Origin of the sequence: Streptomyces fulvorobeus (assembly GCF_013167895.1) — a bacterium.
GTDB lineage: Bacteria > Actinomycetota > Actinomycetes > Streptomycetales > Streptomycetaceae > Streptomyces > Streptomyces fulvorobeus.
Map to the genome: position 1 here is coordinate 4,332,898 of NZ_BLWC01000001.1, position 24,182 is coordinate 4,357,079.

General features: G+C 71.8%; 21 protein-coding genes and 1 pseudogene. 13 read left to right on the forward strand and 9 right to left on the reverse strand.

What is annotated here, in order from left to right:
* The first annotated feature begins 9 nt into the window (after positions 1–9).
* Positions 10–219: a helix-turn-helix domain-containing protein gene (locus Sfulv_RS19730; RefSeq protein WP_173315878.1), complete on the forward strand. Its 210-nt coding sequence runs from the start codon at positions 10–12 to the stop codon at positions 217–219.
* Entirely contained in the window at positions 219–794 is a 576-nt protein-coding gene (locus tag Sfulv_RS19735) for a Clp protease N-terminal domain-containing protein (RefSeq protein ID WP_173315880.1), read from the forward strand. The genes Sfulv_RS19730 and Sfulv_RS19735 overlap by 1 nt, the downstream gene beginning before the upstream one ends.
* A gap of 49 nt (positions 795–843) precedes the next feature.
* Here the strand turns inward: Sfulv_RS19735 and Sfulv_RS19740 are convergent, their stop codons facing one another.
* Together Sfulv_RS19740 and Sfulv_RS19745 are read right to left on the reverse strand one after the other, a co-directional pair.
* A complete protein-coding gene (locus tag Sfulv_RS19740; protein WP_173315882.1) occupies positions 844–1,848 on the reverse strand; it encodes a PadR family transcriptional regulator in 1,005 nt (334 codons plus the stop codon).
* Between the two features lies 1 nt (position 1,849).
* Positions 1,850–2,707, reverse strand: a complete 858-nt coding sequence (locus Sfulv_RS19745) for a DUF4097 family beta strand repeat-containing protein (protein ID WP_173315884.1) — start codon at positions 2,705–2,707, stop codon at positions 1,850–1,852.
* Between the two features lie 292 nt (positions 2,708–2,999).
* Between Sfulv_RS19745 and Sfulv_RS19750 the strand changes: the two genes are divergently transcribed.
* The 5 genes from Sfulv_RS19750 to Sfulv_RS19770 all read left to right on the forward strand — a co-directional run bounded on the left by Sfulv_RS19750 (position 3,000) and on the right by Sfulv_RS19770 (position 7,307).
* Positions 3,000–3,533 carry a hypothetical protein gene (locus tag Sfulv_RS19750; RefSeq protein WP_173315885.1) on the forward strand — a complete coding sequence of 178 codons (534 nt, stop codon included), beginning with the start codon at positions 3,000–3,002 and terminating at the stop codon, positions 3,531–3,533.
* Positions 3,534–3,631: 98 nt separating this feature from the next.
* Positions 3,632–4,465 (forward strand): DUF4097 family beta strand repeat-containing protein, encoded by an 834-nt coding sequence (locus tag Sfulv_RS19755; protein ID WP_173315887.1) that lies wholly within the window; start codon positions 3,632–3,634, stop codon positions 4,463–4,465.
* 133 nt (positions 4,466–4,598) lie between these two features.
* Positions 4,599–5,585 (forward strand): ATP-binding cassette domain-containing protein, encoded by a 987-nt coding sequence (locus Sfulv_RS19760; RefSeq protein ID WP_173315889.1) that lies wholly within the window; start codon positions 4,599–4,601, stop codon positions 5,583–5,585.
* On the forward strand, positions 5,582–6,370 hold the full coding sequence (locus Sfulv_RS19765) for an ABC transporter permease (protein WP_173315891.1): 789 nt from the start codon (positions 5,582–5,584) through the stop codon (positions 6,368–6,370). Before Sfulv_RS19760 ends, Sfulv_RS19765 begins: the two co-directional genes overlap by 4 nt.
* A gap of 112 nt (positions 6,371–6,482) precedes the next feature.
* The gene (locus Sfulv_RS19770; RefSeq protein WP_173315893.1) at positions 6,483–7,307 is read left to right on the forward strand and encodes a hypothetical protein; all 825 of its coding nucleotides are present in this window, start codon (positions 6,483–6,485) and stop codon (positions 7,305–7,307) included.
* A gap of 15 nt (positions 7,308–7,322) precedes the next feature.
* Here the strand turns inward: Sfulv_RS19770 and Sfulv_RS19775 are convergent, their stop codons facing one another.
* The 6 genes from Sfulv_RS19775 to Sfulv_RS19800 all read right to left on the reverse strand — a co-directional run bounded on the left by Sfulv_RS19775 (position 7,323) and on the right by Sfulv_RS19800 (position 15,283).
* Positions 7,323–7,505, reverse strand: coding sequence for a DUF6104 family protein (locus Sfulv_RS19775; protein WP_067035457.1), 183 nt, complete (start codon positions 7,503–7,505; stop codon positions 7,323–7,325).
* Between the two features lie 235 nt (positions 7,506–7,740).
* On the reverse strand, positions 7,741–11,595 hold the full coding sequence (locus tag Sfulv_RS19780; protein ID WP_173315895.1) for a multifunctional oxoglutarate decarboxylase/oxoglutarate dehydrogenase thiamine pyrophosphate-binding subunit/dihydrolipoyllysine-residue succinyltransferase subunit: 3,855 nt from the start codon (positions 11,593–11,595) through the stop codon (positions 7,741–7,743).
* A 258-nt stretch (positions 11,596–11,853) separates the two neighbouring features.
* Positions 11,854–12,930: a HAMP domain-containing sensor histidine kinase gene (locus Sfulv_RS19785; protein WP_173315897.1), complete on the reverse strand. Its 1,077-nt coding sequence runs from the start codon at positions 12,928–12,930 to the stop codon at positions 11,854–11,856.
* Complete coding sequence (locus tag Sfulv_RS19790) at positions 12,927–13,664, reverse strand: response regulator transcription factor (protein WP_173315899.1); 738 nt, start codon at positions 13,662–13,664, stop codon at positions 12,927–12,929. The genes Sfulv_RS19785 and Sfulv_RS19790 overlap by 4 nt, the downstream gene beginning before the upstream one ends.
* 230 nt (positions 13,665–13,894) lie before the next feature.
* The gene (locus tag Sfulv_RS19795) at positions 13,895–14,572 is read right to left on the reverse strand and encodes a spermidine synthase family protein (RefSeq protein ID WP_173315901.1); all 678 of its coding nucleotides are present in this window, start codon (positions 14,570–14,572) and stop codon (positions 13,895–13,897) included.
* A 120-nt stretch (positions 14,573–14,692) separates the two neighbouring features.
* On the reverse strand, positions 14,693–15,283 hold the full coding sequence (locus Sfulv_RS19800; RefSeq protein ID WP_173315903.1) for an isochorismatase family protein: 591 nt from the start codon (positions 15,281–15,283) through the stop codon (positions 14,693–14,695).
* Between the two features lie 125 nt (positions 15,284–15,408).
* Here Sfulv_RS19800 and lon point away from each other — a divergent pair, with 125 nt between their 5' ends.
* Complete coding sequence (gene lon / locus Sfulv_RS19805) at positions 15,409–17,832, forward strand: endopeptidase La (RefSeq protein ID WP_173315905.1); 2,424 nt, start codon at positions 15,409–15,411, stop codon at positions 17,830–17,832.
* Positions 17,833–18,042: 210 nt separating this feature from the next.
* A complete protein-coding gene (locus tag Sfulv_RS19810) occupies positions 18,043–18,540 on the forward strand; it encodes a MarR family winged helix-turn-helix transcriptional regulator (protein ID WP_173315907.1) in 498 nt (165 codons plus the stop codon).
* A 59-nt stretch (positions 18,541–18,599) separates the two neighbouring features.
* Here the strand turns inward: Sfulv_RS19810 and Sfulv_RS19815 are convergent, their stop codons facing one another.
* Complete coding sequence (locus Sfulv_RS19815) at positions 18,600–19,394, reverse strand: protein phosphatase 2C domain-containing protein (protein WP_173315909.1); 795 nt, start codon at positions 19,392–19,394, stop codon at positions 18,600–18,602.
* Positions 19,395–19,758: 364 nt separating this feature from the next.
* Between Sfulv_RS19815 and Sfulv_RS19820 the strand changes: the two are divergent.
* The 4 genes and pseudogenes from Sfulv_RS19820 to Sfulv_RS19835 all read left to right on the forward strand — a co-directional run bounded on the left by Sfulv_RS19820 (position 19,759) and on the right by Sfulv_RS19835 (position 24,148).
* Positions 19,759–22,631: pseudogene (locus Sfulv_RS19820) on the forward strand (nitrate- and nitrite sensing domain-containing protein).
* Entirely contained in the window at positions 22,628–23,107 is a 480-nt protein-coding gene (locus Sfulv_RS19825; RefSeq protein WP_173315911.1) for a roadblock/LC7 domain-containing protein, read from the forward strand. The pseudogene Sfulv_RS19820 and the gene Sfulv_RS19825 overlap by 4 nt, the downstream one beginning before the upstream one ends.
* The gene (locus tag Sfulv_RS19830) at positions 23,104–23,517 is read left to right on the forward strand and encodes a DUF742 domain-containing protein (RefSeq protein ID WP_173315914.1); all 414 of its coding nucleotides are present in this window, start codon (positions 23,104–23,106) and stop codon (positions 23,515–23,517) included. The genes Sfulv_RS19825 and Sfulv_RS19830 overlap by 4 nt, the downstream gene beginning before the upstream one ends.
* Positions 23,498–24,148, forward strand: coding sequence for a GTP-binding protein (locus Sfulv_RS19835; RefSeq protein ID WP_173315916.1), 651 nt, complete (start codon positions 23,498–23,500; stop codon positions 24,146–24,148). The genes Sfulv_RS19830 and Sfulv_RS19835 overlap by 20 nt, the downstream gene beginning before the upstream one ends.
* Positions 24,149–24,182: the final 34 nt, after the last annotated feature.

Here is a 24,182-nt window from a genome sequence, read left to right on the forward strand (position 1 = left end):
GTTGACGTCATGACCGAAGCAACGGACCTTGCCGCGCGTGCCGGCGACCGCGACCCGCGTGTCGGGCTGCGGGCCGTCGCCGCGCTGCGGCGGCTGCTTGAGCAGCTGGAAGCGGTACAGGTGAGAAGCGCCCGCGCGCAGGGCTGGTCGTGGCAGGAGATCGCGGCCGAGCTCGGCGTGAGCCGGCAGGCCGTCCACAAGAAGCACGGGAGGCTTTGATGTTCGAGCGATTCACCCGAGGGGCCCGGGCCACCGTGACGGGCGCCGTGACGCATGCCGAACGCCTCGGGGCCGATACGGTCACCGAGGAGCACCTCCTGCTGGCGCTGCTCGACCAGGAGGGCAGCCGGGCCTCGTTCGCCGCCGCGACGCTCGGTCTCACCGGCCGCCGCGCCTCGCTGGAGGCGTCACTCGCCGCCGCCCGCCGGCGGGGCGGCCTGACCAGGGCGGACACCGAAGCGCTGGCCGGTATGGGGATCGACGTCGGTGAGATCGTGGCCCGGGTGGAGGACGCGCACGGTGAGGGCGCGCTGGCGGGTGACGAGCGTAAGGGCAGGCGGTGGTGGTCGTCGGGCCGGCCCTTCACCCGCGGCGCGAAGGGCGTTCTGGAGAACTCCCTGCGGGTGGCGCTGGGCCGCGGTGACCGCTTCATCGGCGAGGAGCACCTTCTGCTGGCGCTCACGGCCCGCCCCGGCGTGGTCGCCGACGTACTCGCCGAGCACGGGGCGACGTACGCGACCGTGGACCGGGCGATGTACGGGGCCGGGGGAGAGGGGTCCGCGAAGGCGGGCTGACGCCCGGGACCCGGCCCGGCCGCCGGAAGCCGGGGCCGGGCCGGGTACGTCAGTCCCGCTCGCCGGTGGGGTCGTCCGCCGCCGGCCCGCGCAGCAGCGTGCCGATACGGGTCGCCGCCGTCGCCAGGTGGCGGCGGGCCTCCGCCACCTGGTTCTCCGTGACGCCCCGGTCCCGGGCCGCGTCACGGATCTCGTCGCGGAAGCGGTCCAGCAGCCGGTCCAGGTCGCGGGCCGGATCGCCCGAGCCCACGGTGTCCTTGCCCCATTCGGGGTCGGCCTGGGCGGCGGTAGGGTCCGGCGTGGTGGCGGTGGACCAGTTGCCGGTTCTGGCGAAGCTCCCCAGCTGGCCGGTGATCTCCGCCAGCCCTTCCCGTACACCCGTGGGCCAGTCGCCCCGCGCGAAGTGCTCCTGCACCTGGCGCGCGGCGTTCTGCATCTGCTCGCTGGCCCTCTCGTGGGCCTCCTCGGCCTGGCGGCGGGCCCGCTGGGCGTCCTCACGGGCACGCCGCGACTCGTCCTTCGCCCGGCGGGCCTGTTCCTTCCACTCGTGCCTGGCCTTGCGGAGCTCCTCCTTCGCCAGCCGCCACGCCTCGCTGTTGCCGAGATCCCCGAGATCCCCGAGGCCGGCGGGCCCGGGCTCCCCGCCGCCCCTGGTGCCCGCCGTGTGACGGGACGCGGAGGCCGCCGCCCGCATGTCGCTGCGCAGCCTGCCCGCCGCCCCGCGTACGTCGTCGCGGATCTCCGCCGCCAGTTCGGCGACCGAGTCGCGGATCTCCAGCTCCAGATCGGCCAGCTCGCCGCTGCGGCCCGCCAGTTCACCGCGTCCCGCCTCCGTGATCGAGTAGACCTTGCGGCCGCCCTCCGTGGCGTGGGTGACCAGGCCCTCGGCCTCCAGTTTGGCCAGACGCGGATAGACGGTGCCGGCGGAGGGCGCGTACAGCCCCTGGAAGCGCTCCTCCAGCAGCCGGATCACCTCGTAGCCGTGGCGGGGCGCCTCGTCCAGCAGCTTGAGGAGGTAGAGGCGCAGGCGGCCGTGGGCGAATACGGGGGCCATGTCAGAGGACCTTTCCGGTCGGCTCGGATGCGTACGGGCCGTCCTCGGCCGGTGGGCGGCGCAGGAGGGCGATCGCGCCGGACACGGTCGTCGCGCGCAGGGTTCCCGTGCCCGCGCCCAGCGTCCCGGTGATCTTCTTGGCGCCCCACATACCGCTGACCCGCAGATCCTCGAAGGCGTTGGAGACCGCTCCGCTCGCGGTGTTCGCCTCGACCTTCGCGTCGGTGGGGTGGGGCAGCCGGATCGCGATCTCGCCGGAGACCGTGGCGAGCCGGATGTCGGTGGGCTTTCCGGACGGGTCGAGGTCCAGGACCATGTCCCCGCTGACCGATTCGGCGCGTACGGAACTCCCGGCACCGTCGACCACCGTGAGGTCGCCGGACACGGACTGGAAGCGGAGGTCGCCGGTGACGGCCTGCGCCTCCAGGCTGCCGGAGACCGACTCTCCGTGCACCCCGCCGGAGAGGCCGACGAGGGTGGTGTCTCCGGTGACGCCGCGCACCTCCGTACGCCCCCGGATACCGGAGACGACCGCTCCGGCGTCCACGACACCGACCTCGACGGACGAACCGGCCGGCACGGCGAGGGAGACGACCGCCCGGCGCCCGCGGTCCTTCGGGTCGAGCCACTTGAGGAAGCCCTTCCAGGGCAGATCCTCGTAGGCGACTGTGAGAACACCGTCCTGCTGCGTCACGATCAGCGGGGGACCCTCGACGTCCGAGACCTCCAGACGGGCGCGCTGTTCCTCCGTACCGACCACGTTGACGGCGCCGCTGACGATGCGCACGTGCAGCGCCGTCACCGGTTCGTCGAAGGTGAGCTTACGAGGCTCGGCGATGGCCCACGTCGACACCGGCATGGATCAGACCTTCCGTTGGGCGGGGAGTGACGCAACATATCGCGTCTCGTCGGAACACGATATATCGCGGAAATGGGAAGTCAAGGCACTGTGGGTCGGGTGGGTGACGTCAGGGTGCGGCGTCCTGATGGCGCTATAGTGGCGCCATCACTTCTACTTCAGGGGCCATCCCGTGGTCAGCAGGGCGTTATGACGGGCCAATACGAACGAGAAGCTCCAGGTCAGAAGGGGTTACTTCGAATCGGAGCCAGAATGGCTCGCAATGGCACCTCAGATGTGCCATGATGGCGTCATGGACCTCACCCCTTACATCGACAATCTCCGGCGGGAGCTCGCCGTCGCCGCGGACGCCGGAGGCGATGACGCCCGGGCCCTCGCCGAGCGGCTCACCGCCCCACTGGAGTCCGCCACCCGCCTGATCCTCCTCGACGCACTGTCCACCGCCATGGGCGAAGTGACGCGGGAGCTGGCGCCGGGCTCGGTCGACGTGCGGCTGCGGGGTCTCGACCCGGAGTTCGTGGTGACGGCGCCGCCCGCGCCGGAGCCGTACGAGGAGGATGGGCCGGCGCGAACCGCCGTACCGGCCCCCGCGTCGTCCGCCGCCCCGGCCGACGGGGACGACGGTGCCACCGCCCGGATCAACTTCCGGCTCCCGGCCCACCTCAAGACCAGGGTCGAGGACGCCGCCGGCAAGGAAAGCATGTCGGTCAACGCCTGGCTGGTGCGGGCGGTCTCCGCCGCCTTCGAGCCCGCCGCCGAGCCCTCCCGCCGTCACGCGGACAGCCACTCCACCGGACACCGGGGCTACACCGGCTGGGTGCGCTAGCCGTACGCGCCGCCCGGCCCACTCGCCCCCCGGACCCACTTCACTCACACCCCGCCCGACCGGCGGGAACATCACCTAGCCACGAGGACGGGACAGCCATGCCTGCTTACGAGACTCCCGAAGCCATCACCGCCACCATCGAGTTCGAGATGGGCTCCCTGCGGATCACCGCGGGCAAGCGTCCGGACACGGTCGTCGAGGTGCGGCCGACCACCGACGACAAGAAGGACGTCCAGGCGGCGGAGCAGACCAAGGTCAGCTGCTCCGGCGGCCGGCTGACGGTCACGGGGCCCAACAAGCGCTCCCTGTTCGGTAAGAGCGCCTCGCTCGACATCACCGTAGAACTGCCCGCCGGGTCCGAGATCCGGTGCACGTCCCCGATGGTGAACGCCACCGTCGAGGGCGAGGTCGCGGGCTGCCGCATCCAGACGTCGATGGGCGACATCCGGGTGGAGAGCGCGGCCACCGTCCACCTCAAGACCGGTCACGGCGACATCTGGGTGGGGAGCGTGGCGGGCGATGCCGAGGTCCGCGGCTCGGGCCAGGTGCGGGTCGGCCGGATCGGCGGCGCCGCCACCGTGAAGAACTCCAACGGCGAGTCCGCGATCGACGAGGTCGTCGGTGAGCTGCGGGTGGGCTCGTCCAACGGCTCGGTCGTGATCGGTCTCGCCCACGCCTCGGTCGAGGCCAAGTCCGCCTCCGGCTCCGTCCGGATCGGCGAGGTGGTGCGCGGCAAGGTGACGCTGCGGAGCTCCGCCGGGAACATCGGTGTCGGCATCCGCGAGGCCACGGCCGCCTGGCTCGACGTGCACACGGGGGCCGGTGCCGTACGCAACTCGCTCGGCCCCTCCGACGGTCCCGGGGCGGCCGAGAACACCGTCGAGGTCCGCGCCCACACGGCGGCCGGCGACATCGAGATCCACCGCGCCTGAGGCCGTGGACCTCGGCCCAGGACGTCGAGGTCCCCAGCTCGCGTCTCGCACCTCGCGGTGCCGGCGTCGAACGTGCCGGCCCCCCCCAGTCCTCTGTTCGTCGACCAAGAGCCCTCGGAAGGGTCTATCTGTCATGAGCACAACAACTCTTGCTTCCTCCGCAGGCCCCGCCGCCCCCGTGATCACGGCCACCGGCCTCACCAAGTCGTACGACGGCAGGACCGTGCTCGACGGCATCGATCTGAGCATCGCCGAGGGCAGCGTCTTCGCCCTGCTCGGTCCGAACGGTGCCGGCAAGACCACCGTGGTGAAGATCCTCTCCACGCTCATCGGCGCCGACGCGGGTGACCTGCGCGTCGGAGGCCACGACCTGGCGGCGGACCCGCAGGCGGTCCGCGCGGCGATCGGGGTCACCGGGCAGTTCTCGGCCGTGGACGGCCTGATCACGGGTGAGGAGAACATGCTCCTCATGGCGGACCTGCACCACCTCACCCGCGCGCGGGGCCGTCGTACCGCCGCCGAACTCCTGGCCCGCTTCGACCTGGTGGACGCCGCGAGGAAGCCCGTGTCCACCTACTCCGGCGGCATGAAGCGCCGCCTCGACCTGGCCATGACCCTGGTCGGCGACCCCCGGATCATCTTCCTGGACGAACCGACCACCGGCCTGGACCCGCGCAGCCGCCACAGCATGTGGCAGATCATCCGCGCGCTGGTCGCCGGCGGGGTCACCGTCTTCCTCACCACCCAGTACCTGGAAGAGGCCGACCAGCTCGCCGACCGCGTCGCGGTCCTCCACAACGGCAGGATCGCCGCCCAGGGCACCCCCGAGGAGCTCAAGCGGCTCGTCCCCGGCGGGCACGTACGGCTGCGTTTCGACGACCCGGCCGCCTACCGGTCCGCCGCCCTCGCCCTGGACGAGGTCACCCGGGACGACGAGGGGCTGTCGCTGCGGATGCCGAGCGACGGCAGCCAGCGCGAACTGCGCTCCGTCCTCGACCGGCTGGACTCCGCCGGCATCGAGGCCGACGAACTGACCGTCCACACCCCCGACCTCGACGACGTGTTCTTCGCCCTCACCAGCAGCACCCACGCCCCCGCCTCCAAGGAGACAGCCCGATGAGCACCCTCTCCCTCACCGTCCGCGACTCGCACACCATGCTGCGCCGCAACCTCCTGCACGCCCGCCGCTACCCCTCCCTCACCCTGAATTTGCTGCTCAGCCCGGTCATCCTGCTCCTGCTCTTCGTCTACGTCTTCGGCGACGTGATGAGCGCGGGCATCAGCGGCGGCGCCGACCGTTCCGACTACATCGCCTACCTCGTCCCGGGCATCCTCATGATGACCATCGGCAGCACCGTCATCGGGGCGGCGATCTCCGTCTCCACCGACATGAGCGAGGGCCTCATCGCCCGCTTCCGCACGATGGCGATCCACCGCCCGTCCGTGCTCGTCGGACACGTCGTGGGCAGCGTCCTGAAGGTGCTCGCGAGCCTGCTGCTCGTGGGTGCTGTCGGCGTGGCGATCGGTTTCCGCTCCACGGACGCCACCGCCCTGGAGTGGCTGGCCGCGTTGGGACTGCTCACCCTCTTCTCCCTGGCACTGACCTGGATCGCGGTCGGGATGGGCATGGCCAGCCCGAACGCGGAGGCGGCCAGCAACATGGCCATGCCGCTCATCCTCCTGCCGCTCATTTCGAGCGCCTTCATCCCGGTCGGCACGATGCCGGGCTGGTTCCAGCCGATCGCCGAGTACCAGCCCTTCACCCCCGCCATCGAAACCCTGCGCGGCCTGCTCCTGGGCACCGAGATCGGCCACAGCGGATGGCTCGCCGTCGCCTGGTGCCTCGGGCTCACCGCGCTCGGCTACCGGTGGTCGACGGCATTGTTCAACCGCGACCCGAAGTGACCGGACCTCGAAGTGACCGGGGCGGCAGCCGTGTGGCGGCCGCCCCGGTCGCCTGGGTGATTCGGCCGCCGAAACAGACCATAGACGGACGAATTGCCCTAGCGTATGAGACATGAACGCGACACCAGTGGGAGCGCTGCTGCTGTGCCGGGCCGTCCCCGAGTCCGTACGGCCGCCCGCGCATCTCCTGCGCGAGCCGATGGTGCTGACACCCGCCGGAGACGGCTGGAGCGCTCTCGTACCCGAGGGAAGGCCCTGGCGGGACGGGGGACCGCACGGGGCGGAGCCCGTCGACCGGGTGACGGGTGGCTGGGCCGCCGCACTCGCGGTCGGTTCCACCTGGCCGGTCATCGCGCTGTGGTGGGACGGCGACCGGGCCGGGTACACCCTCGCGTCCGGATTCCGCCGCCCGGTCGGGTACGTCTGGCTGGCGGACGGGACCCCGGCCGGCGAGGACGAGGCCATGCGCACCTTCGCGGCCCGGCTCGGCCTCGACCCCGTCCTGGACGTCCAGGCGCTGGAGGCGCTGACCCGCCCGGACCCCGGAACGGACGCCGGAGCCCGGCTGCGCGGACTCCTCGCCGTCCTCGCCCGCACCGGAGCCGCGCTCCCACCGGGGGTCGGCCCCTGCGAACCCGCTGACCGGCTGCGCGCCGCCGCCGGGGCCCACCGCGAAGCGGAGCGGATCGAGTGGGCGGGCTGGCGCGATGCCGTACGCGTCGAGCTCGACGCGGTGGAGAGCGGGAGGCTCGGTCCGTGGGTGCGCGGGCCCCGCGCCCGTACCATCGCCGCCGCCCAGTTGGCCCTAGGCGTCCCGCTCCTGCTCACGGGGGCCGGGCGGCGCAGCGCCGGCTGGCTCGTGGCGGGCGCCGTACTGGTGGCGCAGGGGGCGCTGGGGCTCGCCTACAACCGGATCAGGGACGAGGCGGAGGGCTGAGCCGGCCGGTGGGGGTCAGGCGTCGTCGTCCTCGTCGTCCAGCCGGGCCAGCCAGGTGGCGAGGCGCTCGACCGGGACCTCGAAGTCGGGGTTGAGGTCGACGAACGTACGGAGCTGCTCGGCGAGCCACTCGAAGGTTACCTCCTCCTCGCCCCGCCGCTTCTCCAGTTCCTCGATGCCGCGATCGGTGAAGTACATGTGCTGCGCTCGCTCCGGATGAGAACGGTGATGGTCTCCACCAGAGTAGGGCGTGCCCGGAGGAGACTGCCGAGGCCCTCGGCCGGACCGCTCTGTCGGCCCGTTACCGCAACCGGCCGTTCCGGGACGTGGAGCCCCGGATGAGCTGACCGGCACCCGCACCCCCGGCAGGCCGGAGGGCCCGGTCCCGCGATCGACTCGCGGGACCGGGCCCTCCGGTGCGTACAGCGGCTGATCAGGCTTCGAACACCTCGGCGAGCAGCTGTCCCTGCTCGGCCTGGTGGCGCTTGGCCGAGCCGACCGCCGGGGAGGAGCCGTGCGGCCGCGAGATGCGGCGCAGACGCTCACCGTGCGGGACGTCGGCACCGACGGCCAGGTCCAGGTGGTCGATCAGGTTGAGCGCGATGAACGGCCACGCACCCTGGTTGGCCGGCTCCTCCTGGGCCCAGAGGTACTTCTCCGCGTTGGGGTACTTGGCGATCTCGGCCTGGATCTCGGCACCCGGCAGCGGGTACAGGCGCTCCAGGCGGATGATCGCCGTCTCGGTGTCCCCGCGCTTCTCGCGCTCGGCGTCCAGGTCGTAGTAGAGCTTGCCGGTGCAGAAGACGACCTTGCGGACGCTCTCGGGCTTGACCGACTCGTCACCGATGACCGGGCGGAAGCCGCCGGTGGTGAACTCCTCCACCTTGGAGGCCGCCGCCTTGAGGCGGAGCATCGACTTCGGGGTGAAGACGATCAGCGGCTTGTGGTGCGGGTTGTGCACCTGCCACCGCAGGAGGTGGAAGTAGTTCGACGGCAGCGTGGGCATGGCCACCGTCATGTTGTCCTGCGCGCACATCTGGAGGAAGCGCTCCGGGCGGGCGGACGAGTGGTCCGGGCCCTGGCCCTCGTAACCGTGCGGCAGCAGCAGCGTGACGCCGGAGGTCTGGCCCCACTTCTGCTCGGCCGAGGAGATGAACTCGTCCACGACGGTCTGCGCGCCGTTGACGAAGTCACCGAACTGGGCCTCCCAGATGACCAGCGACTCCGGGCGGGCCAGCGAGTAGCCGTACTCGAAGCCCATCGCCGCGTACTCGCTGAGCAGCGAGTCGTAGACGTTGTAGCGGGCCTGGTCCTCGGTCAGGTAGAGCAGCGGGGTGTAGTCCTCGCCGGTCTTCTGGTCGACGAGCACCGCGTGGCGCTGGCCGAAGGTGCCACGGCGGGTGTCCTGGCCGGCGAGCCGGACCGGGGTGCCCTCCATCAGCAGCGAACCGATCGCCAGGGTCTCGCCCATGCCCCAGTCGATCGTGCCGTTCTCCACGGACGCGGCGCGGCGCTGCATCTGCGGCATCAGGCGCGGGTGCACGGTGATCTCGTCGGGGATGTTCACCTGCGATTCCGCGATGGCCTTGACGACCTCGGTGGAGACCGCGGTGTTCACGGTGACCGGGAACTCGGCCTGGACGTGCGGGATGTGCGGCTGGGACGGCGCCGAAGTGGCCTCGCGGACCTCCGCGAAGACCTTCTCCAGCTGGCCCTGGAAGTCCTGGAGCGCCTGCTCGGCCTCTTCCAGGGTGATGTCGCCGCGGCCGATGAGGGACTCGGTGTAGAGCTTGCGCACCGAGCGCTTCTTGTCGATCAGGGTGTACATCTGCGGGTTGGTGAACTCCGGGTTGTCGCCCTCGTTGTGACCGCGGCGGCGGTAGCAGATGAGGTCGATCACGACGTCCTTGTTGAACGTCTGCCGGTACTCGAAGGCGAGCCGCGCGACACGGACCACGGCCTCCGGGTCGTCACCGTTGACGTGGATGATCGGCGCCTCGATCATGCGCGCCACGTCGGTGGCGTACATCGAGGAGCGCGAGGACTCCGGGGCGGCGGTGAAGCCGACCTGGTTGTTGATCACCACGTGCACCGTGCCGCCGGTGCGGTAGCCGCGCAGCTGCGACATGTTGAGCGTCTCGGCGACGACACCCTGGCCCGCGAAGGCCGCGTCGCCGTGGAGCGCGACGGGCAGGACCGTGAAGTCCGTGCCGCCCTTGTTGATGATGTCCTGCTTGGCGCGGGCGATGCCCTCCAGGACCGGGTCGACCGCCTCCAGGTGGGAGGGGTTGGCGGCCAGCGAGACCTTGATCTGCTCGCCGTCCAGACCGGTGAAGGTGCCCTCGGCGCCCAGGTGGTACTTGACGTCGCCGGAGCCGTGCATCGACCGCGGGTCGAGGTTGCCCTCGAACTCCCGGAAGATCTGCGCGTACGACTTGCCGACGATGTTCGCCAGGACGTTCAGCCGGCCGCGGTGGGCCATGCCGATGACGACCTCGTCGAGGCGGGCCTCGGCGGCGGAGTCGATGACGGCGTCGAGCAGCGGGATGACGGACTCGCCGCCCTCCAGCGAGAACCGCTTCTGACCGACGTACTTGGTCTGCAGGAACGTCTCGAACGCCTCGGCGGCGTTGAGGCGGCGCAAAATCCGCAGCTGCTCCTCGCGCTCCGGGGCCGGGCGCGGGCGCTCCACCCGGTCCTGGAGCCACTTGCGCTCCTTGGGCTCCTGGATGTGCATGAACTCGATGCCGGTGGTGCGGCAGTACGACTCGCGCAGGACCCCGAGGATGTCGCGGAGCTTCATCATCGTCTTGCCGGCGAAACCGCCGACCGCGAAGTCCCGCTCCAGGTCCCACAGGGTGAGGCCGTGCTCGGTGATGTCGAGGTCGGGGTGCTTGCGCTGGCGGTACTCCAGCGGGTCGGTGTCGGCCATGACGTGGCCGCGGACCCGGTAGGAGTGGATCAGCTCGAAGACCCGGGCGGCCTTGGTGACGTCGTCGTCGTGCGAGGCGTCGATGTCCTTGAGCCAGCGGACCGGCTCGTAGGGGATGCGCAGCGCCTTGAAGATCTCGTCGTAGAAGTCGTTCTCGCCGAGCAGGAGCTGGCTCAGGACGCGCAGGAACTCGCCGGAGGCGGCGCCCTGGATGACCCGGTGGTCGTACGTCGAGGTCAGCGTCATGACCTTGGAGATGCCCAGCTTGTTCAGGGTGTCCTGGGACGTGCCCTGGAACTCGGCCGGGTAGTCCATGGCGCCGACGCCCAGGATGACGCCCTGTCCGGGCATCAGGCGGGGCACCGAGTGCACGGTGCCGATCCCGCCGGGGTTGGTCAGCGAGGCGGTGACCCCGGTGAAGTCGTCCATGCCGAGCTTGCCGACGCGGGCACGGCGGACGATGTCCTCGTACGCCTGCCAGAACTCGAAGAAGTTGAGCGTCTCGGCCTTCTTGATGGCCGCGACGACGAGCTGGCGGTCGCCGTTCGGCTTGACCAGGTCGATGGCCAGGCCAAGGTTGACGTGCTCCGGCTTGACCAGGGTCGGCTTGCCGTCCTTGACCGCGAAGGAGTAGTTCATCGACGGCATGGCCTTGAGGGCCTGCACCATCGCGTACCCGATGAGGTGGGTGAAGGAGATCTTCCCGCCCCGGGCGCGCTTCAGATGGTTGTTGATGACGATGCGGTTGTCGAAGAGCAGCTTCACCGGGATGGCGCGGACGGACGTGGCCGTCGGCAGCTCCAGCGAGGCGTTCATGTTCTTCGCCACGGCGGCCGACGGGCCGCGCAGCGTGACGTACTCCGGGCCGGCCGGGGCTTCGGCCGCCGGAGCGGCCGCCGGTGCCGGTGCCGGAGCAGCCGCGGCCTTCGCCGGAGCTGCCGGGGCAGCGGGCGCGGGCGCGGGCGCGGCGGGAGCCGGAGCGGCGGCCGCGGGCTGCGCCGGGGCGGCAGGTGCCTCAGCCGGAGCCGCGGGTGCCGCGGCAGGTTCCTCGGCCGGAGCCGGGGTCTGCGCGGGCGCCGCCGGGGGAGCGGTGGTGGTCTGGGTCGGTGCGGGCCCGGCCGGAGCCGGCGTCACCGCGGCTGCGGCGTCGGGCTTTTCCGCCGTGCCGGACGCGCCCGGCTTGTAGTCGGCGAAAAAGTCCCACCAGGCGCGATCGACCGAATTGGGGTCCTGTAGGTACTGCTGGTAGATCTCGTCGACGAGCCACTCATTGGGGCCGAACGCGGCGGCAGGATTGTTCCCCTGCTCCGGTTGGTCGGTCGAGATGCTCGAGTTACTGGGGGACTGAGACGACACGGCGGCAACCGCCCTCTTCCGCTTCACAAGGTGATGGACAGCGGAAATCAAGGCTACGCCTCCCTGGCCGTTACGTGCAGGCCGGGCCTGTCTTCGTCGCGTACATCACATCGGAAGCCGGGTTTCGGCGCAGGAAATGGCGGGAAACAAGCGGGGTTCCGCCGCACTTCGGGTACGCGACAGCCCGGTCTCGGCCACTCGGCCGTAACCTCACCGGGAACGGCACGCAGAACGTGCCCTTCCGGTTCGAACTCTATGTCAACCTCGCGGCTGCCTGGCTCCCGGAAGAGTGACCTGTATCCGGCAGCCGCGTGCTGATTCGGCCACCCCGATGCGGCCGCCGTGCAGCTCCACGGCCCAGCGTGCGATCGCCAGGCCCAGCCCCGTACCGCCGTCGCTGCCGGGACCGTGGGGGGAGGGGACCTGGCCGCGGTTGAACCGCTCGAAGACCCGGTGGCGTTCGGCCTCCGGGATGCCGGGGCCCTCGTCGACGACCTCCAGCTCCAGCGACTCCGGATGCGCGCCGCGCCGGGCCAGCACGGTGACCCGGCCGTGCGGCGGGCTGTGCTTGACCGCGTTGTCGATGAGGTTGGCGACCACCTGGTGCAGCCGCTCGGCGTCGGCGTGCGCCGTCAGTTCGGGCGGTGACACGTCGAGGTGCAGATGGACGTCGAGCCGGGAGGCGTTGCCGGAACCCGAGGTGAGACCGCGCCGCGACGCCGCGAGGCCGGCCTCCTTCAGCACTCCGGAGAGGTACGGCCACACCTCGAAGCGGCGGGCCTTCAGCGCCACCACCCCGTTGTCGAGCCGGGAGAGGTCCAGCAGGGTCTCCACCAGCCGGCCCAGCCGCTCCGTCTGCCGCAGCGCGGTGCGCATCGTCTCGGGGTCGGCGGCCGAAACGCCGTCGACGACGTTCTCCAGCACGGCTCTCAGCGCCGCGATGGGAGTGCGCAGTTCATGGGAGACATTGGCCACCAGCTCCTTGCGGTGCCGGTCCTGCGCCTCCAGGTCGTCCGCCATGCGGTTGATGGTCTGCGCGAGGTCGCCCAGCTCGTCCCGGCGCCCGGCCCCGCTCACCCGCGTCGTGTAGTCGCCGTGCGAGATCGACCGGGCCACGGCTCTCATCTCGTCCAGCGGCGCGGTCAGGCCGTGCGCCACGAACTGGGTGATCAGCAGGGTCGCGATCACCGAGAAGACCGTGATGAACCGGAACTCGGTCCTGGTCCGCAGTGCCACGATCAGCAGGCCGGTGGTGATGAACACCGAGATCACCACGAGGGTGCCCAGCTTGGCCTTGATGGAGAAGGGTCTCAGCCGGCGGCCGGGGCCGTTCATGGAGCGGGGGTCTCCAGTGCGTAGCCGACGCCGTGGACGGTTCGGATGCGCTCGGCGCCGATCTTCCGGCGCAGGGCCTTGATGTGGCTGTCGACGGTACGGGTGCCCGAGGCGTCCGCCCAGTCCCAGACCTCGGCCAGCAACTGCTCACGGGAGAGCACCGCCCGCGGGGTGTTGGCCAGGCAGACCAGCAGGTCGAACTCGGTCGGGGTGAGATGGACGTCGTCCGCCCGCACCCGGACCCGGCGCTGCGCGTGGTCGATCTCCAGCTCGCCGAGGCGCAGTATGCCGCTGCGCGGCGTCACGGCGGCCAGCGCCGCACGCTCCACCCGGCGCAGCAGTACGTGCACCCGGGCCGCCAGCTCCCGCATGGAGAACGGCTTGGTCATGTAGTCGTCGGCGCCGACACCGAGCCCGACCAGCATGTCGGTCTCGTCGTCGCGTGCGGTCAGCATCAGCACCGGCACGGGACGCTGGGCCTGCACGCGGCGGCAGACCTCCAGCCCGTCGAAGCCGGGGAGCATGATGTCGAGCACCATCAGGTCGGGCTGCCACGCCTCGGCCGCGTCGACGGCCGCGGGGCCGTCCGGCGCGGTCTGCACGAGGAAGCCCTCGGCCCGGAGTCTCGCGGCGATGGCGTCCACGATCGTGGAGTCGTCCTCGACCACCAGAACCCGGCGCTGCGCACCCGGGGTGGCCGCGACGCCGCTGTGGGTGGTGTGTGTCTGTTCCATCGCCCCGCCCCTGCCCGTTCTCGCGAGGGCCATTCCCCGGAGGCACGGTCTTCGCTTGTGGATGTCGTGGGAGAACCCATGTGCCGCTCAGCAGCGTAAAGGCAGCGGCACGTCCACGGCTACGCAGGGTGTTTCCCCGCGTGACGGCTCGTGCCGCCTGGCGGGGGCGGATCGTCGGCCTTGTGGCGCTTGGCCCGGGCGTACGGAGGGTGAGGGTGCCCGGCGGCGCCTCAGCTCGCCCGCACCGCGAGGTGGACCACGTCCGGCACACCTCGGGCAACGGCTACTTCTTCCGTGCGTACCGCGCTGAATCCGGCATTCCGCAACGCCTCCTCGAAGACGGAGGAGGGCTGCGCCGACCAGACGGCGAGGACTCCGCCGGGGGTGAGACGCTCCTTGCAGGCCGCGAGGCCGCTGGCGGAATACAGGGTTCCGTTGTCCTCCGTCACGGTCCACTCCGGGCCGTTGTCGATGTCCAGGCAGAGCGCGTCGTAACGCTCCGTGGCGGTGCGGAGGTGGGCGAGGAGATCCGTGTGCACGATCTCGGTGCGCGGATCGGCCAGCGCCGGACCCGAGATCCGGTCCAGCGGACCCCGCCGGTGCCAGTCGACGATCGCCTGCTCCCGCTCGACGACGACGATCCGCCCCCAGCGCGCCTCCTCGGCGGCCCGGACGAGCGAGAAACCGACGCCGAGACCGCCGATGAGGACGGCCGGGGCGGTACGCCCCCGGGGCAGCGCCGCCAGTGCCGCGTCGACCAGCAGCCGCTCGGACCGTCCGTCGGAGGTGTCCATGAGGAAGCACCCGTTGGCGATGATCTCGAAGTCGGTCCCGCGCTCGCGCAGGACGACTTCGCCGAACGGTCCCTCACGGCGGTCCAGCGTGACGGGGGCGGTGCTGGCGGACATGGCGTGGCTCTCCGGTCTCCGGTGGCGGCGGTCGCTTCGACCCGCCATCCTCGCCCGCCGGGCCCGCCTCCGGCCAGTGAATTGGGACAGAGGGTGACGGGCGTCGGAGCGCGGCGCCGCTCAGCCCTGATCCGTCCGCGCGCCGCGCGCCAGGGGTGCGAACGTGACGTCCGCGGCGCGCGTCGTGACCTCGGCCTCGTTGCCGACGGCCCAGGCGGCGACCCGCGAGGCCGTCGCCGCGGGTATCTCCTCGCTGATTCCGGGGGCCGCCGGAATGTTGTGCGTCCCGTGGGCGTCGTACGGGAGGACCACCCGCAAGCCGCGCGCCAGGGCTCCCCGGACCGTGGCCTGGATGCACATCTCGGACATCAGGCCGCACACCACGAGCCCTCGCACCCCGTGGCCGTCCAGCAGTCCGCCGAGTGGGGTCCCCTCGAAACCGTCGTCCCTCGACTTGCGGACGACGGGCTCGCCCGGGCCGACGGGGAGGTGGAGCTCCCAGCCGGGGGTGCCGGGCTCGTCGCCCGCTCCGGCGGGCCCGTCGTTCTGGATGTGGACGACGAGCGCCCCGCTCTCGCGGGCCCGGCCGATCAGGCCGGCCGTCCGGTCGAGCAGCGGGGCCGCCCCGGGCACCGCGCCCGCCCCGGTGACGGAGGTGGACTGGATGTCCACCACGAGAAGGGCCTGGAGGGGAACGCCGGAAGTGGTCATGGCGCCATCATCGCGAGGCGGGCCCCGGAAAGGTGATCGCTGAGAGCGAACAAGGCTCGGGGAACATTCCTGCGCTCATGAGCATTGAGTCCACATAGCTCAACTTGACTGCCGAAGGGGAGATCATGGCTACGGAGTCCAAAGCGTTCACACCGATCGATCTGCCTGTGCTGCCGCTCGACGACGAGGTGGTGCTGCCCGGGATGGTGGTGCCGCTCGACCTGTCGGACACGGAGGTGCGGGCCGCCGTGGAGGCCGCGCAGGCCGTCGCGCGTGACGGTGGCGGCAAGCCCGAGGTGCTGCTCGTCCCGCGTATCGACGGGACGTACACGGGGACCGGCGTCCTCGGCACCGTCGAGCAGGTCGGCCGGCTCTCGGACGGGGACCCGGGTGCGCTCATCCGGGCCCGTGACCGGATGCGGATCGGCGCCGGGACCAGCGGGCCCGGCGGAGCGCTGTGGGTGGAGGGGACCAAGGTCGACGCCCTCGTCCCCGACCCCCTGCCCGGGGCCGTGGTGGAACTGGCCAAGGAGTACAAGGCACTCGCCACCAGCTGGCTCAAGAAGCGCGGCGCCTGGCAGGTCGTGGACCGGGTGCAGCAGATCGAGGACATCTCCGCCCTCGCCGACAACTCCGGCTACTCCCCCTTCCTCACCACCGCCCAGAAGGTGCGGCTGCTGGAGACCGCCGACGCGGTCGCCCGGCTGAAACTCGCCATCCAGTGGCTCGGTGAGCACCTCGCCGAGCAGGAGGTGGCCGAGTCCATCGCCAAGGACGTCCAGGAGGGCGTCGACAAGCAGCAGCGCGAGTTCCTGCTGCGGCGCCAGCTCGACGCCGTACGCAAGGAGCTCTCCGAGCTCAACGGCGATCCGGAGGACGAGTCCGGCGACTACCGGGCGCGCGTCGAGGCCGCCGGCCTCCCCGCGCACGTCCGTGAGGCCGCGCTCAAGGAGGTCGACAAGCTGGAGCGGGCCTCCGACCAGAGCCCGGAGGGTTCCTGGATCAGGACGTGGCTCGACACCGTCCTCGAACTGCCGTGGAACGAGCGCACCGAGGACGCGTACGACATCCCCGGCGCCCAGCGCGTTCTCGACGCCGAGCACGCGGGCCTCCAGGACGTGAAGGAGCGGATCACCGAGTACCTGGCGGTGCGCAAGCGGCGTGCCGACCGCGGACTGGGTGTCGTCGGCGGACGGCGGGGCGGCGCGGTGCTGGCCCTGGTGGGCCCGCCAGGGGTCGGCAAGACGTCGCTCGGCGAGAGCGTCGCGCACGCCATGGGACGCAAGTTCGTCCGCGTCGCGCTCGGCGGTGTCCGGGACGAGGCGGAGATCAGGGGGCACCGGCGTACGTACGTCGGCGCGCTGCCAGGACGGATCGTCCGGGCCATCAAGGAGGCCGGTTCCATGAACCCGGTCGTCCTGCTCGACGAGATCGACAAGGTCGGCTCCGACTTCCGGGGCGACCCCGCCGCAGCCCTCCTCGAAGTGCTCGACCCGGCGCAGAACCACACCTTCCGCGACCACTACCTGGAGGTCGAACTCGACCTCAGCGACGTCGTCTTCCTGGCCACGGCCAATGTGCTGGACGCCATCCCGGAGGCCCTGCTCGACCGCATGGAGCTGGTCAGGCTGGACGGCTACACCGAGGACGAGAAGGTCGTCATCGCCCGCGACCACCTGCTCCCGCGCCAGCGGGAGCGGGCCGGTCTCCAGGAGGAGGAGGTCACGCTCGACGAGTCCGCGCTGCGCAAGCTGGCCGGCGAGTACACCCGCGAGGCCGGCGTGCGCAATCTGGAGCGGGCCGTGGCCCGGCTGCTCCGCAAGGTCGCGGCCCAGCACGAACTGGGCGACCGCGAGCTCCCCTTCACCATCACCGAGAAGGATCTGCGGGCCCTGATCGGGCGCCCGCACCACGTGCCCGAGTCCGCGCAGGACCCGGCCGAGCGCCGTACCGCGGTGCCGGGCGTGGCCACCGGGCTCGCGGTGACCGGGGCGGGCGGTGACGTGCTGTTCGTGGAGGCTTCGCTGGCCGACCCGGAGACCGGGGCGTCCGGGCTGACCCTGACCGGCCAGCTGGGTGACGTGATGAAGGAGTCGGCGCAGATCGCGCTGAGCTTCCTGCGGTCCCACGGCGCCGAGCTGGAGCTGCCGGTCGCGGATCTGAAGGACCGCGGGGTGCACATCCACTTCCCGGCGGGCGCGGTGCCCAAGGACGGTCCGAGCGCCGGGATCACGATGACGACGGCGCTCGCCTCGCTGCTGTCCGGCCGGCAGGTCCGTACGGACGTGGCGATGACCGGTGAGGTGTCGCTGACCGGACGGGTGCTGCCGATCGGCGGCCTGAAGCAGAAGCTGCTGGCCGCGCACCGCGCCGGGATCACCACCGTGGTGATCCCCAAGCGCAACGAGCCCGACCTGGACGACGTGCCGGCCGAGGTCCTGGACGGTCTGGAGGTCCACCCCGTGACGGACGTCCGCCAGGTGCTGGAGATCGCGCTCGCCCCGGCCTCGGCCGGTCTGCGGGAGAAGAGGGTCCCGGCCGCGGCGTGAGTGCCACGCGGTGACGGGCGTGGCACGACGTGCACGGCCGGTACGGACGGCCCGTTCTCCCCGCGGAGGGAGGGCGGGCCGTTCCGCTGCGCCGCGAGGGCAGGCGGGCGGGGCGGGGTGGGGAGCCGCCGGGGGTCTCGGCCTGCGAAATACTGGCCGGGCCGCGGCGATGACCGGCGGCGGAGGAGACTTTCATCGGCGGGGAAGCGTATGAGGGGTGCTGACGTGCACGGGAGCGGACGCGGGAGTGAACCCGGCACGGGCGGCGGGAGCGGTGGGGACCAGGAGTTCCTCGCTCTGGAACGGGAGCTGTCCGTCTTCCTGCGCCGGGCGCGGGCCGACTCCGGGGAGATGGCCCGCGAGGTGCACCCCCAGCTCGAAGCCGCGGCCTACGGCCTGCTCGTACGGCTGGAGTCGGCGGGCCGGCAGCGGGCCACGGATCTCGCCGCCTACATCGGCGTGGGCAAGGCGACCATGAGCCGTCAGCTGCGCGCCCTGGAGACGCACGGCCTTGTGGCCCGCGAGCCCGACCCGGCCGACGGCCGTGCCTGGCTGGTCCACCTCACGGAGGAGGGCCTCGCCCGCTTCCGCAGCGTCCGCGACGCCCGCCGCGAACGCTACGTACGCAAACTCGCCGACTGGGACCGTGCCGAGGTCGCCGAACTGGCCCGGCTGCTGCACCAGCTGAACGCGCGCGCCGGGGACTGACCGGCGCGCGCGGCCGAGTGCGGCGGAGTGCGCCCGGGGCGCGCGGTCCGGAGCAGCCCCTAGACGGCCGGGAACTCCACGAAGGCCGCTGTCGCGTCGTCGTGGGTCTTGCTCCGGCGCAGATACCTGCGGTCCGTGTCCGCCCGCTCCAGCTCCCGCACCCGGTCGATCAGCCCCTGGGGCCCCACCTTGCGCAGCAGCTCCAGGGCGGCCGCCCAGTCCCCCTCCCGGAACTTCTCCGTCCAGCGGCTCGCCCCGTCCGTCAGCGCGGCCAGGGACCTGACCTCCGCGCGTGGCACCCGGCCGGTCACGGCACGGGAGGCCACATGGGGGTCGGCGGCGGCGGTGAAGAAGCCGTTCTCCTTGTTCCGGGCGCGGGCGTCGGCGATCGCCTCCGAGGCGAGGGAGCCGGGCGGCAGCCGGTCGAGCCGGTCGTCGAGGACCGCCCGTACCGTCCCGTCCGGCGACTCCAGGAGGAGCGCGGAGTCGGAGAGCACCAGGTACTCGATCTCCTGTTCGTCCCAGCGCGTGAGCACCACAGTCGCCTGAGGCGTGCGCACGTGAGAAAGGTCACACTGGAAGCGATGGGCGTCCGCGGTGCGCCGGATGGACTCGGCGAGGACCTCGGTCAGGGCCAGATCCCGCCGCGAACAGGACAGTTCGGCCAGCGCCCCGCCCAGCCTGGCGGTGAACCAGGTGACCGGGTGCACACAACCGACGTCACCCCGCGGCGGTGTCACCCCGTCGAGCAGGACCAGGGACCCACCCTGGCCGGACGCCGGGAGCGCGGCGGACACCCAGTCCTCGTTGGGGCGTTCACCGCTGCCGGGTTCGCTGGCGAGTTCCATGCGCATACCGTCAGTCTGCACGACGTCTTCACCGGCCCTGCACGAACCGGGCGTTGGCCCGAATCAGCAGGTCAGCCCCGGCCGACAGGCGGAGGGAATCGCTCCGTGGCGGGTGCGGGCGGGCATCCTGCCAAAGCCGGGGCCGAACTTCCACCCGGTGGCCCGCGCATGCCCGACAGCGCTTCGGGGGAGACTTGTTCGCCAACTCCGGAGTGATGTTCACTCGTTCGAGTGGCGGAGCGGTTGATGCGTGCGCCCCTCTCAAAAGCACTGGAATGGTCAGAAGCCGTACCAGGGGTGGGGCGCTTTTTCGGCGTGACCGTACGTCACCTCTGCTTCATGGGTGGACGAGTCAAGATTGCGAGCACCGGTGCAGAAGAAGCGGCCTCGGAGCAAGGGCAGCACGCGCGACGGTTCCGGGGCGACCCCTCCGGTGCCGGGCGCCGACAAGAAGACCGTGCGGGTACGCAGTCGGCTGGTCGCGGGCGTCGCCGTCGTCGGCATCACGGTCATCGCCGCGGGTGCGCCCGCCGCACTCGGTGCCTCGTCCGACCTCAAAGAGTCCCAGCGACTGGTCACCCTCGCCGAGCTGAACCAGCAGGCCGTCACGCTCGCCCACTCGCTCGCCGACGAGCGCGACGAGGTCACCGCGTACATCGCGGCCGGCCGCCAGGAAACGACGGCCGAAGACGCCGAGGACGGCGCCGCGGCCACCTCCGCCCGCGTCGACCAGCAGGTCGACGAGATCCGCGCCGAGGCCCCGGCGGGCCTGCGCAGAGACCTCTCCACCATTCCCTCGCTGCGCCGCGACGCCCTCTCGGGCAAGGGCTCGGCCCTGGAGGCCCACCGGGCGTACTCGGAGGTCGTCGCGAAGCTCCACGGCATCGCCGAGGAACTGGCGGACAGGACCCCGCCGCGCGCGTCGGACTCGACCCGGGCACCGCTCGCGCTCGGCGGCGCCGTCGAGCAGGCGTCGGCGACCCGGGGCCTGCTCCTCGCCGCACTCGCCGTGCCGCGCGGCGAGACCCTCACCCAGACCGACCCCTTCACGGGGCTGCCGGTGGAGGTACGGGCGGAGGGCGCCGCCGAGGACGACCGCGACCGGGACGAGCTGAGCGCCGCGGCCCAGCAGGCGCGGGTGCGTGAGCTCGCCTCGCTCGCCGACTTCGACCAGGCCGCCAACCCGGTCGCCCGCGACAAGCTCTCCTCGACCGTCACCGGCCCCGAGGTCAACAGCGCCGAGAAGTACCTTTCCCGGCTCACCGACCGGCCCGAGCTCTCCGGCACCGACCAGCAGGCCGACCGCGAGAAGGTCGCCGCCTCGCTCACCGCCCGCATCGACCGGATGCGGGGCGTCGAGTCGGCGCTCGGCACCAGTCAGGTCCAGCGGCTGGAGCGGCTCCGTGACGACGACGTCACCGCACTCGAACTGCGGCTCGCCCTCCTCGGCGGCTGCTTCCTGATCGCCGTGGGCGTCTCCACCGCGGTCGCCCGCACGCTCACCCAGCCGCTCGCCGTCCTGCGGATCGGTGCGGCCAGGCTCGCGGCGGAACCCGAGACGGCGGAGGCGATCCGCTACACGGGCCGCAACGACGAGTTCGCCCAGGTCGTCCGGTCCATCAACGCGCTGCACGGCAGGCTGGACGGGCTGCGGCACACGCTGGGCGGGCAGGTGGAGACCCTTCGCGGCGAGCGCGGCAAGCTGATCGCGGGCCGTGAGGCGCTCACCGTCCAGCGGGCCGAGCTCCAGGCCCGGGCGGCCGCCCTCGCCGACCAGCTGGAGCGGCTGAAGAACACCGTCCACCACACCTTCGTCAACCTCTCCCTGCGCACCCTCGGCCTCGTCGAGCGCCAGCTCGGCGTCATCGAGGGCCTGGAGGAGCGCGAGCAGGACCCGGAGCGCCTCAGCACGCTCTTCAAGCTCGACCACATGGCCACCGTCATGCGCCGCCACAGCGAGAACATGCTGGTCCTCGCGGGTGCCGAGCACGGTCACGCCCACACGGGACCGATCCCGCTGGTCGACGTCCTGCGCGCGGCCGTCAGCGAGATCGAGCGGTACGAGCGGGTGACGATCCAGGCACTGCCGCCGCACGCCCAGATCGCCGGCTTCGCCGCCGACGACCTCAGCCACCTGGTCGCCGAACTCCTGGAGAACGCGACCTCCTTCTCGCCCCCGACTCCCGTGTCGAGCTGTCCGGCTGGCTGCTGGAGACCGGCGAGGTGATGCTCTCCGTGCAGGACGAGGGCATCGGCATGTCGACCGTGCGGATGGGTGAGCTCAACGCCAGGCTGGCCGACCCCGCCTCGTTCGAGGCGGGCGAGCAGAGTGCCGACGGCGCCGGGCTCGGCCTCCAGGTGACCTCGCTGCTGGCCGCGCGCCACGGCGTACGTGTGCAGCTGAAGGAGCAGAAGAGCAACGGGGTCACGGCGGTCGTGGTCCTGCCGCAGACGCTGCTGCCGAAGGCGCCCCCCGCCGCCTCGCCGCCGCCCGTCCAGCGGGCGGGTGACGCGCCCGCGCTCAACCTTCCCGGTTCGGTCGCCGAGGCCAACTCCAACGCGCTGCCCCCCAGAGCGGGCCAGCCGTCGGCCGATCCGCTGATCGAGGCGGCCGAGCAGACGATCCGGGAAGCCGAAGCGGCCCCCGGACCGACTGCCCGGACGGCTCCCGAACCCGCTTCCGAACCCGCCCCCGAGCCGGTGGCGGAGCCCGCAGTCGAGCCGGCCGCGCCCGGACCCCGGCCGGTCGCCGCCGGGTCCGGGGCCGAGACCACCATGCAGGTCAGGCTCCCGGCGTCGCCGGGCGCCCCCGACCCGTACGCCATCGGCCCCGACCAGCACGAACGCGCCGCCGACAACGGCTCCGCGCCCGCCCCGGAGCCATGGCCGCCCGCACCCCCCGCCGAGACCGCCCCCAGTCCCCGGCAGCCGCTCGGCGAGGACGAGGGCATCGTGACCGACAAGGGGCTGCCCAAGCGCACCCCCAGGGTCCTCAGATCCGCGGACGCCCCCGTCGCCGAACGCAGGGGCAGCCTCGACAAGGACGCCCTGCGCCGCCGGCTCGGCGGCTTCCACCAGGGCGCGAAGGACGGCCGCCGGGACGTCGAGGTGGAGATCGCCGAGGACACGCTGGGACGCGGCATCGCCGTCGCGGCCCCGCACACCGACCACACCGGGCCGGGCGGCCGCACCGGTGGCCGACCCGAGGAGACGGGGGACACAGACGAGGAGGCACGCAGTTGACTGCGCCCAGCACGTTCGGGCTGAGCACCGAGGCCCGGAATCTTCACTGGTTGCTGAGCAATCTGGTGGAGGAGGTGCCAGGGGTCCACTCGGTCACCGTCGTCTCGTCCGACGGGCTCATGCTGCTCTCCTCGGACCCCGGCCGCCTGACCGCCCCCGCGGCCGCCCGGCGGACCGGCCCGCGGGGCTCCAGCGCCGACCTGGCCACCATCGTCTCCGGCATCGGCTCGCTCACCGCCGGGGCCGCCAAACTGATGGACGGCGGCGGCGTCAAGCAGACGATGGTCGCGATGGACGAGGGCAGTGTCTTCGTCATGTCCATCAGCGACGGCTCACTGCTCGGCGTCCACGCCACCCCCGACTGTGACATGAGTGTGGTCGCCTACCACATGGCGCTCTTCGTCGGCCGCGCCGGACACGTACTCACCCCCGAACTCCGCAGTGAACTGCGCAAATCGATGGAGAGCGCCCAGTGACGCCCGCTGCTGAACCCGCCCGCAGGCTCCCGGTCCGCGGCGCCGACAAACGGCCCGCGCGGGTCCGTCCGTACTCCCTCACCGGGGGGCGCACCCGCTTCGGCCACGTGCTGCTCGTCGAGACGTTCGTCGCCGCGCTCGAAGCACCCGACGAGCGCCGCGAGCTCACCAACGGCAACCTCGCCTCGCGCGTCATGCCCGAACTCCAGGCCATCGTCGAGATCTGCCGCCGCATGCGTACGGTCGCGGAGATCTCGGCCCTGCTGAAGATGCCGCTCGGCGTGGTCCGCGTGCTGCTCAGCGACCTGGCCGACCAGGGAAAGATCCGCGTGTACGGAACCGGTCACGGCACCGGCCAGCCCGACCGCGCACTGCTCGAAAGGGTGCTCGATGGACTCCGCCGTCTCTGAGCCGACACTTTTCGCCCCCCGTCAGCCGGGCCCGGCCGACCAAGCGGAGGAGTCGCTCCAGTCCTGGCAGCTGGACCACACCCGCGCCCCCGTCGCGACGAAGATCGTGGTCGCGGGCGGTTTCGGAGTCGGCAAGACGACCTTCGTGGGCTCGGTCTCCGAGATCACCCCGCTGGAGACCGAGGCGCTGATGACCCAGGCCAGCGAGGAGACCGACGACCTCACGGCCACGCCCGACAAGGTCACCACGACCGTGGCGATGGACTTCGGCCGTGTCACGCTCGACGACGACCTCGTCCTGTACGTGTTCGGCACCCCCGGTCAGCAGCGCTTCTGGTTCATGTGGGACGACCTGGTGCGCGGCGCGATCGGCGCGGTCGTGCTCGCGGACACCCGGCGGCTGGCCGACTGCTTCCCCGCACTCGACTACTTCGAGAGCTGCGGCATTCCCTACATCGTCGCGGTCAACCACTTCGAGGGAACGCCCGGTTACGAGGCGGAGGACGTCAGGGAGGCCCTGACCGTACCCCCGCACGTGCCGGTTGTGATCATGGACGCGCGTAACAGGATCACGGTCATCGAGTCGTTGCTGACCCTGGTGGGCCACGCTCTTGATGCCACCCCGGCGTAATGGCCGAACGCGTACGAACACGTAACGGAGAACC

What these genes read in the sequence shown, in the direction of transcription:
- Sfulv_RS19730 (WP_173315878.1), top strand. Translation starts at nt 10, where the DNA reads ATGACCGAAGCAACGGACCTTGCCGCGCGTGCCGGCGACCGCGACCCG.
- Sfulv_RS19735 (WP_173315880.1), top strand. Translation starts at nt 219, where the DNA reads ATGTTCGAGCGATTCACCCGAGGGGCCCGGGCCACCGTGACGGGCGCC.
- Sfulv_RS19740 (WP_173315882.1), bottom strand. Translation starts at nt 1,848, where the DNA reads ATGGCCCCCGTATTCGCCCACGGCCGCCTGCGCCTCTACCTCCTCAAG.
- Sfulv_RS19745 (WP_173315884.1), bottom strand. Translation starts at nt 2,707, where the DNA reads ATGCCGGTGTCGACGTGGGCCATCGCCGAGCCTCGTAAGCTCACCTTC.
- Sfulv_RS19750 (WP_173315885.1), top strand. Translation starts at nt 3,000, where the DNA reads ATGGACCTCACCCCTTACATCGACAATCTCCGGCGGGAGCTCGCCGTC.
- Sfulv_RS19755 (WP_173315887.1), top strand. Translation starts at nt 3,632, where the DNA reads ATGCCTGCTTACGAGACTCCCGAAGCCATCACCGCCACCATCGAGTTC.
- Sfulv_RS19760 (WP_173315889.1), top strand. Translation starts at nt 4,599, where the DNA reads ATGAGCACAACAACTCTTGCTTCCTCCGCAGGCCCCGCCGCCCCCGTG.
- Sfulv_RS19765 (WP_173315891.1), top strand. Translation starts at nt 5,582, where the DNA reads ATGAGCACCCTCTCCCTCACCGTCCGCGACTCGCACACCATGCTGCGC.
- Sfulv_RS19770 (WP_173315893.1), top strand. Translation starts at nt 6,483, where the DNA reads ATGAACGCGACACCAGTGGGAGCGCTGCTGCTGTGCCGGGCCGTCCCC.
- Sfulv_RS19775 (WP_067035457.1), bottom strand. Translation starts at nt 7,505, where the DNA reads ATGTACTTCACCGATCGCGGCATCGAGGAACTGGAGAAGCGGCGGGGC.
- Sfulv_RS19785 (WP_173315897.1), bottom strand. Translation starts at nt 12,930, where the DNA reads ATGAACGGCCCCGGCCGCCGGCTGAGACCCTTCTCCATCAAGGCCAAG.
- Sfulv_RS19790 (WP_173315899.1), bottom strand. Translation starts at nt 13,664, where the DNA reads ATGGAACAGACACACACCACCCACAGCGGCGTCGCGGCCACCCCGGGT.
- Sfulv_RS19795 (WP_173315901.1), bottom strand. Translation starts at nt 14,572, where the DNA reads ATGTCCGCCAGCACCGCCCCCGTCACGCTGGACCGCCGTGAGGGACCG.
- Sfulv_RS19800 (WP_173315903.1), bottom strand. Translation starts at nt 15,283, where the DNA reads ATGACCACTTCCGGCGTTCCCCTCCAGGCCCTTCTCGTGGTGGACATC.
- lon (WP_173315905.1), top strand. Translation starts at nt 15,409, where the DNA reads ATGGCTACGGAGTCCAAAGCGTTCACACCGATCGATCTGCCTGTGCTG.
- Sfulv_RS19810 (WP_173315907.1), top strand. Translation starts at nt 18,043, where the DNA reads ATGAGGGGTGCTGACGTGCACGGGAGCGGACGCGGGAGTGAACCCGGC.
- Sfulv_RS19815 (WP_173315909.1), bottom strand. Translation starts at nt 19,394, where the DNA reads ATGCGCATGGAACTCGCCAGCGAACCCGGCAGCGGTGAACGCCCCAAC.
- Sfulv_RS19835 (WP_173315916.1), top strand. Translation starts at nt 23,498, where the DNA reads ATGGACTCCGCCGTCTCTGAGCCGACACTTTTCGCCCCCCGTCAGCCG.